13 protein-coding genes are annotated in these 17949 nt (G+C 41.7%); 7 read left to right on the forward strand and 6 right to left on the reverse strand.

The genetic code is table 11. The features are described 5' to 3' along the window. Position 1 precedes the first annotated feature (1 nt). The gene (locus AC3KVK_RS05125) at positions 2–958 is read right to left on the reverse strand and encodes an AAA family ATPase (RefSeq protein ID WP_490312597.1); all 957 of its coding nucleotides are present in this window, start codon (positions 956–958) and stop codon (positions 2–4) included. 225 nt (positions 959–1183) lie between these two features. Continuing rightward, positions 1184–1432: a hypothetical protein gene (locus AC3KVK_RS05130; RefSeq protein ID WP_490312596.1), complete on the reverse strand. Its 249-nt coding sequence runs from the start codon at positions 1430–1432 to the stop codon at positions 1184–1186. 311 nt (positions 1433–1743) lie between these two features. Here AC3KVK_RS05130 and fadI point away from each other — a divergent pair, with 311 nt between their 5' ends. The 3 genes from fadI to AC3KVK_RS05145 all read left to right on the forward strand — a co-directional run bounded on the left by fadI (position 1744) and on the right by AC3KVK_RS05145 (position 5484). Further along, complete coding sequence (gene fadI, locus AC3KVK_RS05135; RefSeq protein WP_490312595.1) at positions 1744–3054, forward strand: acetyl-CoA C-acyltransferase FadI; 1311 nt, start codon at positions 1744–1746, stop codon at positions 3052–3054. Then, positions 3054–5156: a fatty acid oxidation complex subunit alpha FadJ gene (fadJ, locus tag AC3KVK_RS05140; protein ID WP_490312594.1), complete on the forward strand. Its 2103-nt coding sequence runs from the start codon at positions 3054–3056 to the stop codon at positions 5154–5156. Before fadI ends, fadJ begins: the two co-directional genes overlap by 1 nt. A gap of 136 nt (positions 5157–5292) precedes the next feature. Further along, a complete protein-coding gene (locus tag AC3KVK_RS05145) occupies positions 5293–5484 on the forward strand; it encodes a hypothetical protein (RefSeq protein WP_490312593.1) in 192 nt (63 codons plus the stop codon). Positions 5485–5494: 10 nt separating this feature from the next. Here the strand turns inward: AC3KVK_RS05145 and AC3KVK_RS05150 are convergent, their stop codons facing one another. Both AC3KVK_RS05150 and AC3KVK_RS05155 read right to left on the reverse strand, forming a co-directional pair. Beyond that, a complete protein-coding gene (locus AC3KVK_RS05150) occupies positions 5495–7732 on the reverse strand; it encodes an EAL domain-containing protein (protein WP_490312592.1) in 2238 nt (745 codons plus the stop codon). 57 nt (positions 7733–7789) lie between these two features. After that, complete coding sequence (locus AC3KVK_RS05155) at positions 7790–10510, reverse strand: insulinase family protein (protein WP_490312591.1); 2721 nt, start codon at positions 10508–10510, stop codon at positions 7790–7792. Between the two features lie 189 nt (positions 10511–10699). Here AC3KVK_RS05155 and sixA point away from each other — a divergent pair, with 189 nt between their 5' ends. Further along, complete coding sequence (sixA, locus tag AC3KVK_RS05160; protein WP_490312590.1) at positions 10700–11182, forward strand: phosphohistidine phosphatase SixA; 483 nt, start codon at positions 10700–10702, stop codon at positions 11180–11182. Between the two features lie 143 nt (positions 11183–11325). Then, the gene (locus AC3KVK_RS05165; RefSeq protein WP_490312589.1) at positions 11326–14103 is read left to right on the forward strand and encodes a M16 family metallopeptidase; all 2778 of its coding nucleotides are present in this window, start codon (positions 11326–11328) and stop codon (positions 14101–14103) included. Between the two features lie 78 nt (positions 14104–14181). Here AC3KVK_RS05165 and smrB read toward each other — a convergent pair whose 3' ends face one another. Continuing rightward, positions 14182–14727 carry an endonuclease SmrB gene (smrB, locus tag AC3KVK_RS05170; RefSeq protein ID WP_490312588.1) on the reverse strand — a complete coding sequence of 182 codons (546 nt, stop codon included), beginning with the start codon at positions 14725–14727 and terminating at the stop codon, positions 14182–14184. A gap of 113 nt (positions 14728–14840) precedes the next feature. Here smrB and prmB point away from each other — a divergent pair, with 113 nt between their 5' ends. Next, positions 14841–15776 (forward strand): 50S ribosomal protein L3 N(5)-glutamine methyltransferase, encoded by a 936-nt coding sequence (gene prmB / locus AC3KVK_RS05175; RefSeq protein WP_490312587.1) that lies wholly within the window; start codon positions 14841–14843, stop codon positions 15774–15776. An 85-nt stretch (positions 15777–15861) separates the two neighbouring features. After that, positions 15862–16962 carry a chorismate synthase gene (gene aroC / locus AC3KVK_RS05180; protein WP_490312586.1) on the forward strand — a complete coding sequence of 367 codons (1101 nt, stop codon included), beginning with the start codon at positions 15862–15864 and terminating at the stop codon, positions 16960–16962. 48 nt (positions 16963–17010) lie between these two features. On the opposite strand, the gene AC3KVK_RS05185 is transcribed toward aroC, so the two are convergent. Beyond that, positions 17011–17856, reverse strand: coding sequence for a LysR family transcriptional regulator (locus AC3KVK_RS05185; protein WP_490312585.1), 846 nt, complete (start codon positions 17854–17856; stop codon positions 17011–17013). Positions 17857–17949 lie beyond the last annotated feature (93 nt).

Genomic DNA, 17949 nt, shown 5'->3' on the forward strand with positions numbered 1-17949 from the left:
ATTATGGTACTGCAACGAGTTCTAATATACGCTGTAATGCTTGATCTTTCGTAATCCCATCGGCTTGAGCTTCATAGCTTAAAATGATGCGATGACGTAATGCATTTAGGAAAACGGCTTGAATATCGTCAGGTGCGACAAAGTCTCGGCCATTGAGCCATGCATGGGCACGAGCACACTTATCCAATGCAATGGTGGCACGAGGGCTTGCACCATACTCAATCCAGCTGGCAAGGGTCGGGTCGAGTTTCGCCGCATTACGTGTGGCCATGATCAGTTGCACTAAGTATTGTTCAAGCGGTTCGGCTAGATGCATTTTTAGCACTTCTTTTCGAGCTGAAAATAACATTTCTTGAGAAATCTCTGGTGCAGAAACCGCTTCTTCGGCAAGTGCCTCGCCTCGCGTTAAGCGTAGAATTTCAAGCTCACTTTGTGCGTCAGGGTAATCAATATTTAAATGCAATAAAAAACGGTCTAATTGGGCTTCAGGTAACGGGTACGTTCCTTCTTGCTCAAGTGGGTTTTGCGTGGCCATCACTAAAAACAGCTCAGGGAGCGGGTAAGTGGTTTTGCCTACAGTGACTTGACGCTCAGCCATCGCTTCAAGTAACGCAGATTGAACTTTGGCGGGCGCTCGGTTGATTTCGTCGGCTAAAATTAAATTATGAAACAGCGGCCCAGCTTCAAATACAAACTCACTGGTTTGTTGGCGATAAATATCGGTGCCTGTAATGTCAGCTGGTAATAAGTCGGGGGTAAACTGTACCCGTTGGAATGACCCTTCGACGCCTTTGGCGAGTGAGTTGACCGCGCGCGTTTTTGCCAGACCTGGTGGCCCTTCGACTAATAAATGGCCATCAGCCAAAATAGCTAACAACAGAGATTGAGTCAGAGCGGGTTGGCCGATAATTTGTGTATCAAGATAAGTTTGTAATTGTTGAAATGCGTTAACTGCCATAACGAAAATAAATCCTTTGTTCTTATGATGAGGAGCATTTTGTCCCATTGAGACTACGCTGTAGATATAAGGTTCATTTTTATTGAAAACAAGTTGTAACGAAAAATAAATGGGGGCTTTTTAAATGAAAAACAACATCCAATGTCGTTTTTTATCGATTGATTTGGAAAGTTATCATGATTAAATAGCCTGTTGGCTGCTTGTTAAGCGCGAAAAGCTGGTAAATTAGGCTTTTAGTTTCTCTTCAGTTTTATTTAAGGTTTGGTAGCCTTCAACAGCTTGGCTTTTAGCCTGTTGCAAGGCTTGATATTTAATACCATCGAGTACTAAATCTAAGATGGGCCGTTTGTCTCCATTATACCAATTATTGGCGGTGCGTTTACTGAGGGTGCCGTCTGTCAGTGTTTCAATTTTTTTCATGCTCCACTCTCGGCCGAGTTGCTGCTTAATATATTGCGTCAGTTTTAAGTTCATAAGCTATCCTGTGATATGACTAAGTTAAAGAAATTGTTACCGAATAGCGTGTGATGAAGTAGCGTAAAATCGTGAATGAATGTAATCATTTGTCACTGAGGAATATTCTGACAATTAATTATTAAGAATAATGTCAGCATATTTAATCAAAAAGCATTTATATGTATGTAAATTAGCTGGTTAATTAGAAATCTCTCTTTTTTTCAGATTAAATATAAAAATTAGGTAAAACAAAGGTTGGCAAAAAAAACTGGGTTGTTTAGAATCAAACCAACATTAACAGGTCTGACCTGTAACAAGAGGAATTAATTATGTCTGAGCAAATAAAACTAAAAACAGCCCAAGGCGACCGAATTGCCATTGTTAGTGGTCTTCGTACACCCTTCGCAAAACAAGCGACAAACTTTCACCATATTCCGGCGTTGGATTTAGGGAAATTAGTCGTTAATGAAATGCTTGAACGCTTGAATTTTGATCGTAATGAAATTGATCAACTTGTGTTTGGCCAAGTGGTGCAAATGCCTGAAGCCCCTAATATTGCACGTGAAATTGTGCTTGGTACAGGTATGCCAGTTGGAATTGATGCGTATTCGGTATCAAGAGCTTGTGCCACGAGTTTTCAGGCTATTGCTAATGTAACAGAATCGATTATTGCTGGCTCTGTGTCTGTGGGGATTGCAGGTGGTGCGGATTCATCGTCTGTTTTACCGATTGGAGTGAGCAAAAAGTTAGCGGGATCGCTTGTTGATTTAAATAAAGCACGAACTTTAGGCGATCGTCTTAAAATATTTTCAAAATTGCGTCTCAAAGACTTATTACCTGTTCCTCCTGCTGTGGCCGAATACTCAACAGGGCTTTCTATGGGGCAAACAGCCGAGCAAATGGCTAAAACCCATAATATTAGCCGTGCAGATCAAGATGCTTTAGCCCATCGCTCACACACGTTAGCAAGTAAAGCTTGGGCTGATGGTTACTTTAAAGATGAGGTGATGACAGCTCATGTTCCACCTTATAAAGGCTTTTTAGAGCAAGATAATAACATTCGCCATAACTCGACACTTGAAGGTTATGCGAAATTACGCCCAGTATTTGATCGCCAACATGGCTCAGTGACGGCTGCTAATGCCACGCCACTGACTGATGGTGCCGCTGCAGTGTTAATGATGAGTGAATCAAAAGCTAAAGCATTAGGTTATGATATTTTGGGTTATGTACGCAGCTTTGCATTTAGCGCGATTGGTGTGCATGAAGATATGCTAATGGGGCCCGCGCATTCAACGCCCATTGCACTTAGACGTGCAGGGATCACTTTAGCAGATCTAGATTTAATTGAAATGCATGAGGCTTTTGCTGCTCAGACGTTGGCCAATATGAAGATGTTTGAGTCAGATAAGTTTGCGAAAGAGCAATTAGGTTTAAGTAAAGCTATTGGCTCAATAGATATGGCTAAGTTTAACGTAAACGGTGGTTCACTTGCGTATGGACACCCATTTGCAGCAACTGGTGCGCGTTTAATTACTCAGAGCTTGAATGAGCTTAAACGTCGTGGTGGTGGCTTGGCGTTAACGACAGCCTGTGCGGCGGGCGGGCTAGGCGCAGCATTTGTTTTGGAGGCAGAATAATGACGGATTCAGTATTTAATTTTGAACTAAAAGATAATGATATCGCAGTGGTAACCATTGACGTACCAGGCGAAAAAATGAATACATTACGAGCCAGTTTTGTCGATGAGCTCAATGATGTACTGCAACAGGCAACCTCAGAACGAGTTAAAGGCTTAGTGTTTATTAGTGGTAAAACGGATAACTTTATTGCCGGCGCAGATATTAAAATGCTCGATTCTGCGCAAACTCGCGATGATGCGTTGTATTTGTCAAAAACATGTCACGATGTTTTTGCTCAGATGGCTAACATGCCTTTTACTACAGTTGCCGCGCTACATGGTGCCACACTTGGCGGGGGGCTTGAATTTGCTTTAGCCTGTGATTATCGCGTGTGTTCTGATGCAGACATTACTAAATTAGGCTTACCTGAAGTACAACTTGGTTTGTTACCTGGTGGTGGTGGTACTCAGCGTTTACCCAAATTAGTCGGGATACAAAAAGCGCTAGAGTGGACATTAACAGGTAAACAAGTGCGCGCGAAGCAAGCTTTGAAAACAGGCTTAGTGAATCAATGTGTGCCACAAAGTATTTTGTTAGCAACTGCACTTAAACAAGCAAGTAAAGCAAAAGTTAAATCAGTGAAGCCAAAACTTGATCGTTTAAGTCAATTGCTTGAAGGAAACCCGTTTGGTCGTAATATCATTTTCAAAAAAGCGGCCGAAAATGTCACAAAGAAAACAGGCGGCCATTATCCAGCTCCTTACGCCATTATTAAAGCTATTCGTGCCAGCGTTGAAATGGATAGCCAGCGTGCTTATCAAGTAGAAGCTGATGGTTTTGCTGATTTATGTATGAGCTCTCAATCTAAAGCACTTCGTGGTATCTTTTTTGCGACCACTGAAATGAAAAAAGAATGGCAAGTTGAAGATAAGTCAGCGATTAGCCATGTTGCTGTCTTAGGCGGTGGTTTAATGGGAGCAGGAATTGCTCATGTCAGTGCATGTAAAGCTTCTGCCCGCGTTAGGATCAAAGATGTTGCATCTGATGGGATCAGTAAAGCCCTCAACTATAGTTATAAGATCTTATCGAAAAAACAAAAACGCCGTATTTTATCTTCAGCCGAATTACAGCTGCAAATGAACCGAATTACGGGCGTGACTGATTATAGTGGTTTTAAACATACTCAAATAGCTATTGAAGCGGTGTTTGAAGATTTATCACTTAAACAAGCGATGGTTGCTGATATTGAAGAAAATACGAATGAAGACACTATTTTTGCAAGTAATACTTCATCTTTACCAATCCATCAAATAGCAGAAAAAGCCGCACGACCTGAAAACGTCATCGGGCTACATTATTTTTCTCCGGTAGAAAAAATGCCACTTGTTGAGGTTATTCCGCATGATGGAACAAGTGAGCAAGTGATTGCTAAAGTGGTTAGTTTTGCTCGTAAGCAAGGTAAAACACCGATTGTCGTGAAAGATAAAGCGGGTTTTTATGTGAATCGTATTTTGGCTCCTTATGTTAATGAAGCGGCGAACCTATTGTTAGCAGGGGAGCCTATCGAAAAAATTGACCAAGCGTTAGTTGAATTTGGATTTCCGGTTGGGCCATTAACACTTCTGGATGAAGTCGGCATTGATATAGGCTCTAAAATCGCGCCTATTTTAGAAAATGAGCTTGGGGAGCGTTTTAAAGCACCTGATGCGTTTAACAAGTTGATTTCAGCCAAGCGTTTAGGCCGCAAAACAGGTAAAGGTTTCTATCTTTATGGCAGTAAAGATAAGAAAGTGGATGAGTCGATTTATGATTTACTCGATATTACGGTTTCTCCAAAGCTCAATAAGGAAGAAATAGCTGAACGTTGTGTGAGCCAAATGCTCAATGAAGCGGCACGTTGTTTAGATGAAGGCATTATTGCGAGTGCCAGAGATGGTGATATCGGTGCTATTTTTGGTATCGGCTTTCCGCCATTTTTAGGTGGACCATTTAGCTACATGGATAAACTGGGTGCTGCGCAGCTTGCGTCACGTTTAGCTACTTTTGCAGAGAATAACTCGGCGTTTACCCCTGCAGAAGCGTTAGTTACCATGGCTGAAAATAAAGCACTTTATTATTAATATGTTATAAAGAAAATTTATTTAAATTCTAGCATTAGGCTAAAAAATACACGCGAGTGTGTTTTTTAGCCTTTTTTGTTTATAATACGCCGCCCATGACAGGGTCATGATTGCAATTTAATTGAAGTAGGCTGGTATGATATTTGTTTTAAGCGGTGTGTGTGCGTTGTGGTTGTATATTTTAGCGATTAAAAAAGGAATGCCAGCCAAAAGATGGAGTTTATTAGGCGGGGTGTGTGGGCCCTTTGCCTGGTGTTTGTTTAACTTGCATTATCGTCGTGCATGGATGCGTCAATTGGGTAAAAAACGTGGTTTCTTTCGAGCATAGCCTACGGAATTTAGCTTTTTACTAAAGTCAGCTTATTTGTTTGACGCCCTTGTTGCTTTGCTAAAAACTCTTCGAAATGCTCTGCTGAAAGCGGTTTTGAATAGTAATACCCTTGGATGGTCTCGCAATTTAATTCACTGAGAATATCGATTTGTTCTGCGTATTCTACCCCTTCGGCTACTACTGATAAGTCCAAGTTATGGGCAATTGTAACAATCGAGTCAACCATATTACGCCCGCGCTCAGTGGCCATATCATCGACAAATGCTTTATCTACTTTAAGAGTATTGAGCGGAAACTGTTTTAAATAGGCTAATGATGAGTAGCCAGTACCAAAATCATCAATTGCTAAATGAATACCACGTGCACTGAGCGACTTCATTATTGAGATCGCTTCTTTTGGATCATCCATAACAGTCCCTTCTGTAATCTCAAGCTCAAGAAAATAAGAAGGCAGGCCATGTTTTTGTAGTATTGCATCAATCCGTGCGGTTAAATCAGGTAAAGCGAACTGCTTAGCCGATAAGTTCACGGCAACGCGTCCGCTAAATAAACCTAAGTTAAGCCAACGTTTTACATCGGCACAGGCTTTATCTAAAACAACTTCACCAATTTCGATAATTTGCCCTGTTTCCTCAGCAATAGGAATAAACTGTGCAGGGCTGATGAGTCCTTTATTGGGTGTTATAAAGCGCACTAATGCTTCCATTCCAACCAGTTCACCTGTTTCAGTGTTCATTTTTGGCTGATAAAAGACACAAAAATGATCTTCTTTTAAGCCAAAGCGCATCAAGTTTTCTATTTGCAGACGTTTCACAGCTTGACGGTTCATGGTGTCATTAAAGAATAAATAACGATTGCCTTGTTGTTTCGCGTGATACATGGCTGTATCTGCATTTTTTAGCAAAATTTCCGGTGTATTCCCATCTTCAGGAAATAATACAACGCCGACACTAGAAGTAATGACTAACTCATGGCCTGACATATGGAATGGGTTGGTGATTTCTTGTAAAAACTCTTTAGCAGTGGTGGTAATTTTGTGAATATCATTCGTACCCACCATGACCAACGCAAACTCATCCCCACCCAAACGATAAAAGCTATCTTGTTGACGTGTTAATTTTGTTAAACGGTTAGCCAAGCGGCACAGCAGCATATCCCCTAATTGGTGGCCAAGCGAGTCGTTAATTTTTTTGAAGTTATCTAAGTCAAACACCAGAAGTGCATGGTGTGACTTTTGTGTCGCGAGCTTCTTGAGGTTGGTGAAAAACTGATTTCGATTCGGTAGCCCAGTTAAGCGGTCACGATTTGAGAGACGCTGTAATTCAGATTCTGCTTGCTTGCGCTCGCTAATATCAGAATACAAAACGACAAAATGGGTAACTTGCCCATTATTATTCTTTACTACATCTATCGATAAATCGATAGGTAATAATTGGTTATTTGCACCAGGTAATTTCAATTCCTCTTGCCAATGGCCTTTTTCAATTAATAGAGTTTTGAGTTTTTCGATATAGGCTGGCTTATATCCGTGCAAGCTGAAAGGAGTATTGATGTACTGCTCTCTTTTTTTACCAAAAAAAGTAACGAAACTTGGGTTTACATCAATTACTTTAAAGTTGCGATCGCAGATAGCAATGGCGTCACTTAAGTTTTCCACACATTTGGCGAATAAATTGAGGCGCTCTTCAGTTGTTTTGATTCGGCTGATGTCTTTGACTGTCCCCGTCATGCGGGTCGGTTTTAAATTCGAGTCCGTTTCGATTACCTTGCCACGGTCTAATACCCAGCGCCAACGGCCTAAATTATCTTTTGTCCGATAACTGGCTTCAAAAAATGCTGTATGGCCTGAAAAATGTTGTTTGAGTAAGAGTTCAACACGAGGTAAGTCACTGGGATGGATGTTTTTTCTATTTGGTGGCGTGGTGGCATTTTTATCTTGTTCGATAAATTGACCGTCATTCATTCGGGTTAACTCGCCACTGACAATATTCCAGTCCCATAACGTATCGCCACTGCCTAAAAAGCTACTTTTTAATCGGTCTTCTGAGATCCGTAATTTACGCTGAGAACGTATTAGCTTAAAAATAACAAACAGTGAAAAGGGCAAAAGTAATGCAATTAAGGATAAAGGTAAAAAATAGACAGAGTCACTGAATAGTACTTCATGAGCGAGGGCAGATGAAGGGGTGAAAAAACTTAGTAATCCAGAGGCTATAACAACAGCATTTTTTGTATTTGACTGCATATACTTTACAAAATGTTAACTTCAGCCCAGTTACACTAATGCAAATGAGATTAGCTGTCAAAGAGACTTTGACAGCTTTGTATCTGTTTGGCTAACTTTTTCATTTTGTGATGATAATAGCACCGTTTTGACGCTATTGTCGGCAAACAGTTGCTGGCAAAAATCAGCTAAGGTATTTTTTGTTAAGTGACTTAAGCTGGCTTTTAATCTGGCTTGCATAGTAAATTTTAAATCTTGGTTGTTCAAACTCAGCCAATATCGTTGTGAGCGCACCCGCAAATTTTTGTCTTTTTCCATTATTTGAGTCATCAATCCCATTTTTATCTGGTGCCAATCTTGATCACACAGGGAACGAATACGTTGATGATACTGCTGCGTAAATTGCTCGTGATGACGAAGTAACTCGTTGCTACAACTTGTCGGCGATTGCACATATAAAGCAATACCAGCACGACTATTAAGGGGGGCATACCCTGTTCCGACTAAATATCCTAACTGTTTATCAGTGCGCATATACTGAAAATAATCTTGGCTTATTATGTGGTTTAAGCACATCAAAGATACTTTTTCATCAACATCATCGCTGTGAGCTTGAAAGTAGACCACTAAAGCATGATCGGCATGTTGAAGTGGGTGGTGACATATTTTTGCTTCGCTTACCTCAACCAGTGGTCGGGTTAGATCTGGCATGGCTTGGCTGGATTGCGTGCGTGTTTGTAGCAGTGACACAAAACGTTGAGCATCTTTTCGTTGCCAATTACCGTGGAGCAAAGCTTGAATATGAATTTTATTGAATAGTTTTTGGCAGAAAGTTTCAAATTGAGCAAAACTACAAGTCGTGAGTGTTTCAGCTAAGGCTTCGGGTGTGGGGTTCCAAGGTAAGAGTGTTGAGCTTAACTGGCTGAATAATTGGCTCACTGGTTTATTGTGGTTACCACTAATCCAATGGCGGCATAACTGTTTTTTATATTCAGCAAAGCGTAACGGGCTAAACTCACACTGATACAAGTGAACCAACAGTTTATCCACTAAGTCATACTGGTTAGCCGAAAGACCAGAAGTATGAAGGGTGAGCCCGCCTTGGTGTGTTGTTAATTGATAGCTAAGCCCTGCGAGTTCTGCAGGGTAAAACTCTTCAGCTACCTTATCCATGAATAAATCAGCGAGCAGACGAGTCATGGCCATATGATGAATGTCTGTGACTGCTAATTCAGAGTCTATCGCTAAATAAAAGTGTCCTTTAGCGACTCGGTACGTGTGATCTTGTTTAAACCAAAACTCAAATCCTGTTTCGTCATGGATTTTAATGGGTAATGTAGGGCTGGGTTCTAAGTCATGTAATGCGACTGTGTTAGATAAATAGGGATTAATGGCGGGTAACGCCATCTCTGGGTGTGCATGAGTAATGGTGCTGAGTTGTTTAAGCCACACCGCATCAAGATTTTCAATCGCATAAGGGGTGTGGTACCAGGCTGTCGTTTTATTGGTTTTAACATTGGGATCGATTAAAACAACGCGCATATTCTGCGGGTTAAGCCAGTAGAGTAAACTTTTCCAGTGATCGTGGTTAAAGCCTTCCATTAAAAAATCACCACTAATGTATTCCATTTCTGGGTAATGGTGCATGTTTGCACTTAAGCCACTAATCCAATCGAGTAATCGAGACTTTTCTTGATTATCAAAAGCAATGTCGAGTAATGTTTTTTTGTCTTGATACAAAAGTGAGAAATCAGTGTCAGGATCGTGTAACAATCTGATAAAGGCAAATACACTCTCAACGATATCTAAATAATGGCTGGTCCCTTCGTCAGTGAGATTAATGCTGAAATTGAAGTCTTTAAAATTACTACCATTAATTCCGCCCCCAGCAGAGAGCCCGTTTATCCAACCGCGTTGTTTGAGTACGCTATACAAAGAGCCCTTACCTTCATAACCGAGGATATGCGCTAAAAAGCTCACCGATTTATTTCGGTAAAACTCATCGATATTGGGCATCGCAAAACTGATTATCAGCTTTTGCATGTCTTTATGGGGCTCGATGACGATAAACTTAGCCAAATGCTCAGGTAAATATAGGGGCGCTGAGATCGCAGGCTTTGCGTTAACGGCAGGTGCGATGCCAGCAAATAAGTTGCGTACCCACACGGCTTGTTCTGCGATATCTATTGGGCTACAAATGGCTAAGGTCATATATCCAGCTCGATAATGCTGCTCGAAAAAAGCACGGATTTCATGGCAAATCGATTTGTCAGCATCACTCAATGTTTCTTTGTTACCGACAGAAAATTTTGCAAAAGGGTGGGCCGGATTGGCTGTTTCTTTATGAACCTGATAAATACGACGGCTATCGTCTTTAAGTTTTAATTTGAACTCGGCATCGATTGCACTGCGTTCTTTGCTCGTTCCTTGCTCAGTGATAAGTGGGGCAATAAAAAACCGACTAAAAATCTCAAGAGCTTGGTAAAAAAATGGCTGATCGATTTCGAAAAAATAGCTGGAATGTTCAGTTCCTGTCCAAGCATTACAACTGCCACCATGTTGACTGGTAAACTGAGATAATGTCCCTGGTTCTGGGTGACGGTCAGTGCCTAAAAAAAGCATGTGTTCAAGAAAGTGAGCAAGGCCTTGTCGATGAGATGGATCATCAAAATGACCGGCATTAACCGTGAGTGAGGCTGCGGCTTTTTCACTGTGTATGTCTTGGATCAGCAAAACTTTTAGACCATTGTCCAGTGTTAGTGGATGGTAAGTTCTGTTATCATTGCGACTGATATTCAAGTGCTGCTCCTAGTGATGACTCAACATAGTGTGAGGCAAGATGTAGGTTCAGGAAACAAGACAACTTAATTCAAAAACAAGCTTGCCTGAATGTCAAAATTAAAAGGTGAATATAAATATAGCTGAGTTGTACTAATAATAGCTATAGTGTTACCGAAATCTTTTTGTTCTTAAATGGTTAAGACTGCAATGTATAAAATTTTTATTATGCGTCATGGTGAAGCTGAAGCAATGAAAGCCGATGATTTTAATCGTAGCTTAACCGAGAATGGATTCAACGAAGCCGATGAAATGGCCGCAAAATTAAGTTTGTGGACACCATCTATCGATGCATTAGTCGTCAGCCCTTACCTACGAGCCCAACAAACAGCAGAGCAAATAAAGCGCAGACACACCGCCATTAAATATGAAGAAACCTGTGCAGATTTTACCCCTGAGTCGTGTGCTCAATTTGCGGCAGATTATTTATTGACCTTAGTGCAAATGCACCCTGAATGTAAAACTTGGTTAGTGGTTTCACATATGCCCTTGGTTAGTTATTTGGTTGATCAGCTTTGTGCGGGCAAAATGCCAATCTTTAATACTGCGGCCATTGCTGAAATCCATTTAGATGAAAGTCGTTTAACGGGTTCATTAGTGGGTATTAGCTCACCTAAAGAAAGTCTCATATAATCGATTAGAGATTGGCTCATGCGATGCCTTAATTGTACGATTGTTTACAATCTTTCCTTTAAAAGCGTTGAAATTAATACCAAATTACTATTTTATATCCCTTGAAAGTATTCAAACGATTAAACACTTTTTAAGGGACAATAATGAAAAAAAATATGCTTAGCGCCATTGCGGTCGCTGTATCTCTGGCACTTGTCGGGTGTAATTCAACCAATTCTCCTTCAACACCTACTTCTCAAACCGCCGGTGTCGCAATTCCTAGCGTTGATATCAATTACGAGAGTTTTAAATTAGATAACGGTTTGACAGTGGTGGTTCATACCGATAAAAAAGCCCCCATTGTTGCTGTAAACGTTTGGTACAAAGTAGGGTCAAAGCATGAAAAGCTCGGTAAAACGGGGTTCGCTCACTTATTTGAACACTTAATGTTCAATGGCAGTGAAAACTACGATGATGAGTATTTTGGCCCATTTGAACGTGCCGGAGCGACAGAGCAAAATGGTACGACCAACAGTGATCGGACTAATTATTTCCAAAATGTGCCCACTTCAGCCTTAGACATGGCTCTATGGATGGAATCAGATCGCATGGGCCATTTATTAGGTGCAATTACTCAAGAAAAATTAGATGAACAGCGTGGCGTAGTTCAAAACGAAAAACGTCAAGGTGAGTCGCAACCTTACGGTAAAATGTGGGGCGCGGTATCGGAAAATACGTTCCCACAAGGCCACCCGTATTCTTGGTCTGTAATTGGATCGATGGAAGATTTGAATGCAGCGTCTTTAGATGATGTTCATCAATGGTTTAAAGATTATTATGGCCCAAATAATGCTGTGTTAGTGATGGCAGGGGATATCGACCTTGAAACCGCTGAAGCGAAGGCAAACCAATATTTTGGTGATATTAAACCGGGTAAACCAGTCGCGCAAACGGATACTTGGATAGCCAAACGTACAGGCACTAAGCGTATGTCGATGCAAGATCGCGTACCTAATCCACGTTTAATTAAAGTATGGAATACCGCAGAGTTGGGTTCAAAAGATGGTGAGTATCTCTCGTTATTTGCTGATGTGCTAGCGGGTGGTAAAAACAGTCGCCTCTACCAGCGCCTCGTTTATCAAGAGCAAAAAGCATCTAGCGTGTTTGCATTTAACTATGCGCGTGTAATGGCTGGGCAAATTTTAATTGGTGCCGATGCGCTCAATGGCCAAGATATGGCTGATATCGAAGCCATCATTGATGAAGAGCTCGCGCGCTTAATTGCCGATGGCCCGACTGTTGAAGAATTAAACCGTATCAAGTTTTCAAACGCAGCCAGTTGGGTGAAAAGTGTTGAAGGAGTGGGTGGCTTTGGTGGTAAATCAGACGTATTAGCGTCAGGTATGGTGTATCACAATGATCCTGTTTTTTATAAAAAGCAACAAAGCATTCAAAATGCTGCACGTCCTGAAGACGTGAAAGCAGCAGGTGAGCGTTGGTTAACCGATGGTGATTTTGTACTGACAATTACACCATTTGAAACGCTCAGCCACAGTGACGTCAGCGCTGATCGTTCAGCTGTACCAGAAGTGACCACTTTACCAAAACTGGTGCTGCCTGAAGTCGAAAAAGCCACGCTAAGCAATGGCCTAGAAGTGGTGTTAGCGCGTCGTACAGATACACCAACAGTTAACATGCAATTGAGTTTTGATGCAGGTTACACCGCGACGCCTGGCGATAAAGCCGGCTTGGCCGATTTTACGATGGGTATGCTAAAAGAAGGCACGACTTCGTTGTCGAGCTTAGAACTTGCAGCAGAACTTGAGACAATCGGCGCCGGTATTTTTGCGAGCGCAAATTTAGATAGCTCAAATCTGAGCTTATCAGCGATGAAAGTGAACTGGCAGCGCAGTGCTGAGCTATTTTCTGATGTCTTACTAAACCCTGCGTTTAACGACAGTGATATTGAGCGTGTGCGTAGCCTTGCATTAGATGGTATCAACAAAGAAAAAGCCCGCCCAATGAGTAATGCATTACGTATATTACCTCCATTGTTATACGGTGATAATCATGCTTATAGTCAGCCACTAACAGGCTCTGGTACTGAGCAAACAGTGAAGAGTTTCACTCGTGATGATTTAGTGGCTCATACTGCGAAGTGGTTACGCCCAGATAACGCACGTTTAGTGGTTGTCGGTGATATCACAATGGACGAATTGACTCAGACGCTAAACGCAGCGTTAAGTACTTGGAAAACACCAAAATCCGTCAAGCCTAAAAAACAATTAGCAAAAGTAGCTTTACCAAGCAAACCACGCGTATTTGTGCTTGATAAACCTGAGTCGCCTCAATCATTGATTGTTGCTGGATTATTAGGGCCGGCACGCAATGAATTAGGTGCCGATCAAGATATCAGCTTAAACCTTATGAATACCATTATTGGTGGGAGTTTTACTTCACGCTTAAATATGAATTTGCGTGAAGATAAGGGTTGGTCATATGGCGCTCGCTCTGCAATGTTTAATTCTGAAGGTCAATCACCGTTCTTTGTTTATGCGCCTGTACAAACAGATAAAACGAAAGAGTCAATCTCTGAAATTTTAAAAGAGCTCAAGGGTTACACGGGCCAATCGCCAGCTACAGCCGAAGAGTTAGCAAAAGTCGTCAGTAATAAAGTGGCTAAAATTCCTGGCAGTTATGAGAAAAAATGGTCTCTACTGAGTGCGTTATCTGATGCTTATGACAAAGGTCGAGATGAAAAGTATCTTGAGCAATATGCTGGTAAAGTACAGCAAATAGAATTGACGCGTGTGCAACAACAGGCGAAAGAGTTAATCAATGATGAGCAGCTTACTTGGGTGATTGTCGGTGATGTCGCGAAAATAAAAGCGGAAATAGAGTCACTGAATCTAGGTGACATTACGTACCTAGACGCAAAATAAGCTTTTAGATGTAAAAAACCACCTCTTAGTAGGTGGTTTTTTTTGTTTATTTGTTGAACGTGATTAGGTCAAATACTTTTAATATTTCGGATCGTGGGGAAGATGTAAATCAACTAAGATCAAAATGGCACTTTTTCCGCCCCATTCTAATGGTGCTTGGTGCATTGCAATCACATCAGGGTGCTGGACCAAATAGTGGGGGATCTTATTTTTAAGCACACGCTCACCAATACCATGCATAATGCTGGCACATTGAACATGTTGTTTTTTACACGCGTTAATTAACGCGATTAATTCTGCTTTACTGTCTTCTTTATTTAACCCATGTAAATCTAAAATCAGCTCTGGTGTATATTCACCACGGCGTAATTGTTTAGCCAAAAAGCTGTTATGGCCAGCTTTGACGTAAGACAGTACTTTTTGCCCATCGATATCGGGCTCGTATTCATCTGAAAAGAAAAACTCAGCTTGCTCAAGTTTGGTTTGTTCTGAATGACGAGTTATGGCCTTTTTTTTCTGTGGGCGCGAAAAATGTGCTTTGTCCTGAACAAAGGCGCGGGTTTGGCCTATCTCTTGGCGAAATAGTGCTAAATCATCATCGTTGAGTGGGGTGGGTTTTTTCATAGCGCGCAGTGTAAACAAAAAAAATTAAAAAATCGAGGTGAATGAGTACCTCGCGATTGCTTTTTGGCGCTACAATAGGCGCTTAATTCATAGTTATTTAAAGTGTATTTACCATGACAGAACAATATATTGCCGCCCATCAATTTGAAGAAGCGATTAGCGATCTTGAAACTATCAATGACTGGCTTCGTTGGAGTGCAAGCCAGTTTTCTGCAGCTGGATTGTTTTTTGGTCATGGCACTGACAATGCTTGGGATGAAGCGGTCAGCTTAATTTTACCTACGTTATCTTTACCTATTGATACGCCAAAAGAGTTAGTGCTTACTCGCTTAACGCGTTCAGAAAAAATGATGTTAGCCGAAGTGATTGCCGAGCGTGTCAATAACCGCACACCGGTGGCTTATTTGACTAATCAAGCCTGGTTTGCAGGTTCCCCTTTCTATGTTGATGAGCGAGTGTTAATTCCTCGTTCGCCTTTTGCTGAGTTAATTGAAAAACGCTTTTCACCTTGGCTAGCAGAAGAGCAAACAGTGCACCGCATTTTGGATATGTGTACCGGCTCTGCATGTATCGCCATTGCATTGGCTGAAAAATTCGATGAAGCGCAAGTCGATGCTGTTGATATTTCAACTGATGCACTAGATGTGGCTGATATCAATATTAGCGATTACCAGCTTGAAGATCGGGTTTTCCCAATCCAATCTGACGTGTTTAGTGGGGTTGAAGGGCAAAAGTACGATTTAATTATTGCTAACCCTCCATATGTTGATGCCGAAGATATGGCTGATTTACCCAATGAGTTTCATCATGAACCAGAACTTGGATTGGCATCGGGGTTTGATGGCTTAGACGTGACGCGCAAAATTTTAGCGGGTGCCGCTGAACATCTAACAGATAACGGATTGTTATTTGTTGAAGTTGGGAATTCTATGGTACACATGGAAGAGTTGTATCCCAATGCAGAATTTGAGTGGATTGATTTTGATAAAGGCGGCTTAGGCGTTTTTGTTATTTCTAAGCAAGCGCTGGTTCGCAGCATTGAAGATTAATCGACGTAGGTAGAGAAATAATTTTCGTCCCCTTGCATCTAACAAGTGGGTTTCTAGTAATGACATTTTTTGGAATGAGGTAAAAATGGCAGGTAATAGTATAGGGCAGCTGTTTCGCGTCAGCACCTTCGGTGAAAGTCACGGGGTGGCTTTAGGCGGGGTAGTAGATGGGTGTCCTGCAGGTCTTGAGATAACTGAAGCAGATTTACAGGTCGATCTCGACCGCCGTAAACCTGGGCAAAGTCGTTATACCACGCAGCGCCGTGAAGCCGATCAAATTAAGCTGTTATCGGGAGTATTCGAAGGTAAAACGACAGGCACTAGCATTGGTTTGTTGATAGAAAATACCGACCAACGTTCACAAGATTACGGCAAAATTAAAGATGTGTTTCGTCCTGGCCACGGAGATTATAGTTATTGGCACAAATATGGGATCCGAGATTACCGCGGTGGTGGCCGCTCATCTGCGCGTGAAACGGCGATTCGAGTTGCGGCAGGCGCGATTGCGAAAAAGTATTTAAAGCAGTTTCATGGTGTTGAAATCAAAGCGTGTTTAAGTCAACTAGGCCCAATCAAAGCTGAGACATTCAATTGGTCAGAAGTTGAGAATAATTTATTCTTTTTTCCCGACCCGAGCAAGCTTGATGCCCTTGATGAATACATGCGAGATCTTAAAAAGTCTGGTGACTCAATTGGTGCAAAAGTCATGGTGGTGGCCACAGGCGTGCCAGTTGGGCTCGGTGAGCCGGTGTTTGATCGTCTTGATGCTGAAATAGCCCATTCACTGATGAGCATTAATGCGGTTAAGGGGGTTGAAATTGGTGATGGTTTTGCGGTGGTTGAGCAAAAAGGTTCAGAGCACCGTGATGAATTAACCCCGCAAGGTTTTACATCAAATCATGCTGGCGGGACGTTAGCGGGTATTTCGACAGGCCAAGATATTATTGCATCTATAGCGCTGAAACCGACTTCGAGCATTACGATTACTGGCAACAGTATTAACACTCACAACGAGTCAGTAGAAATGATAACTAAAGGGCGTCATGATCCGTGTGTGGGTATCCGTGCTATTCCTATTGCTGAAGCGATGTTAGCTATTACCTTAATGGATCATTTGCTGCGTCAACGTGGGCAAAACCCACATGTCAAACTGGCCCATGGGCCGATCCCAGGTTCGATAGGCTAACTTATCACGTTGAAAAAAAGCGTTCATTGAACGCTTTTTTTATACTAATTATTGAATGGCTTGGAAGGCGCGACTGAGTTGCTGGGCTAATTGAGCTGTCATTGGGTTATGTGAAAACTGATTGGTTGCCAATACGATAGTGATTTCTGGCAACATAGGTAAATATGGTGCAGACACTTCTATAAGGTTTTGCATGTTGCTGATTTCGGCCATGGCACCAATAGCTAATCCTTGTGCGATGAGCCCATTCAAAACAACTGCACTACCACAATGAGCGATAAGTTCAAAAGGTTGATGAAGCTTTATTAGTCCTTCAATGGCCGTTTGGTGAAATTTACAGTCTCGTTGAAACACAGCAATCGGGATTGGTTGTTGATGATCTATTGCAAAATTAGCCTGTTTAAACCACTTTCCTTGACTGCTTTGTAAAAAGTACCCTTCTTCTGAGTCGGGTGAGCGAGTTAGCACTGCCGCATCGAGTTGGCCGCAATCAAGCTGGTGGCGGACCACTGTGCTTGAAGCGCAGCTTATTTGAAGATCAAGAGGTTGAATATGTTGGCGCAATAAACCGACCAGTTTAGGTAAAATCGTGTGTGCATAGTCGTCAGGGCAGCCTAAGCGCAACACTGTATTATGTAGATTGCTTTTTAGCTGCTTTAAAGTTTGATCGTGTAATTGCACTAAAGCATGCGCTTGGCGCGTGAGTGCTAAACCCGCAGGTGTTAACAATAAGTCTCGACCTTGTTTTTCAAATAAGCGTTGGCCAACATCAGCCTCGAGTTTTTTCATTTGCATACTGACTGCCGATTGGCTGCGATGCACTTGCAGTGCTGCGCGAGTAAAGCTGCCCGTTTCGACAAATGCGAGTAAGCTGCGTAGGGCTTCAAGGTCCATACTATCCTTTAACCTATTCGAAAATCGAATGGGTCATATCAAAATTATCAGTTAGTCGTAATGATAAAAATGCCTTATTTTAACTTAGTAATC

The sequence above is a fragment of the Pseudoalteromonas sp. J2K-J979 genome (genome assembly GCF_058169715.2).

Bases quoted from the DNA above. Each gene is read 5' to 3' on its own strand.
- AC3KVK_RS05125 (WP_490312597.1), bottom strand. From the start codon at position 958: ATGGCAGTTAACGCATTTCAACAATTACAAACTTATCTTGATACACAA.
- AC3KVK_RS05130 (WP_490312596.1), bottom strand. From the start codon at position 1,432: ATGAACTTAAAACTGACGCAATATATTAAGCAGCAACTCGGCCGAGAG.
- fadI (WP_490312595.1), top strand. From the start codon at position 1,744: ATGTCTGAGCAAATAAAACTAAAAACAGCCCAAGGCGACCGAATTGCC.
- fadJ (WP_490312594.1), top strand. From the start codon at position 3,054: ATGACGGATTCAGTATTTAATTTTGAACTAAAAGATAATGATATCGCA.
- AC3KVK_RS05145 (WP_490312593.1), top strand. From the start codon at position 5,293: ATGATATTTGTTTTAAGCGGTGTGTGTGCGTTGTGGTTGTATATTTTA.
- AC3KVK_RS05150 (WP_490312592.1), bottom strand. From the start codon at position 7,732: ATGCAGTCAAATACAAAAAATGCTGTTGTTATAGCCTCTGGATTACTA.
- sixA (WP_490312590.1), top strand. From the start codon at position 10,700: ATGTATAAAATTTTTATTATGCGTCATGGTGAAGCTGAAGCAATGAAA.
- AC3KVK_RS05165 (WP_490312589.1), top strand. From the start codon at position 11,326: ATGAAAAAAAATATGCTTAGCGCCATTGCGGTCGCTGTATCTCTGGCA.
- smrB (WP_490312588.1), bottom strand. From the start codon at position 14,727: ATGAAAAAACCCACCCCACTCAACGATGATGATTTAGCACTATTTCGC.
- prmB (WP_490312587.1), top strand. From the start codon at position 14,841: ATGACAGAACAATATATTGCCGCCCATCAATTTGAAGAAGCGATTAGC.
- aroC (WP_490312586.1), top strand. From the start codon at position 15,862: ATGGCAGGTAATAGTATAGGGCAGCTGTTTCGCGTCAGCACCTTCGGT.
- AC3KVK_RS05185 (WP_490312585.1), bottom strand. From the start codon at position 17,856: ATGGACCTTGAAGCCCTACGCAGCTTACTCGCATTTGTCGAAACGGGC.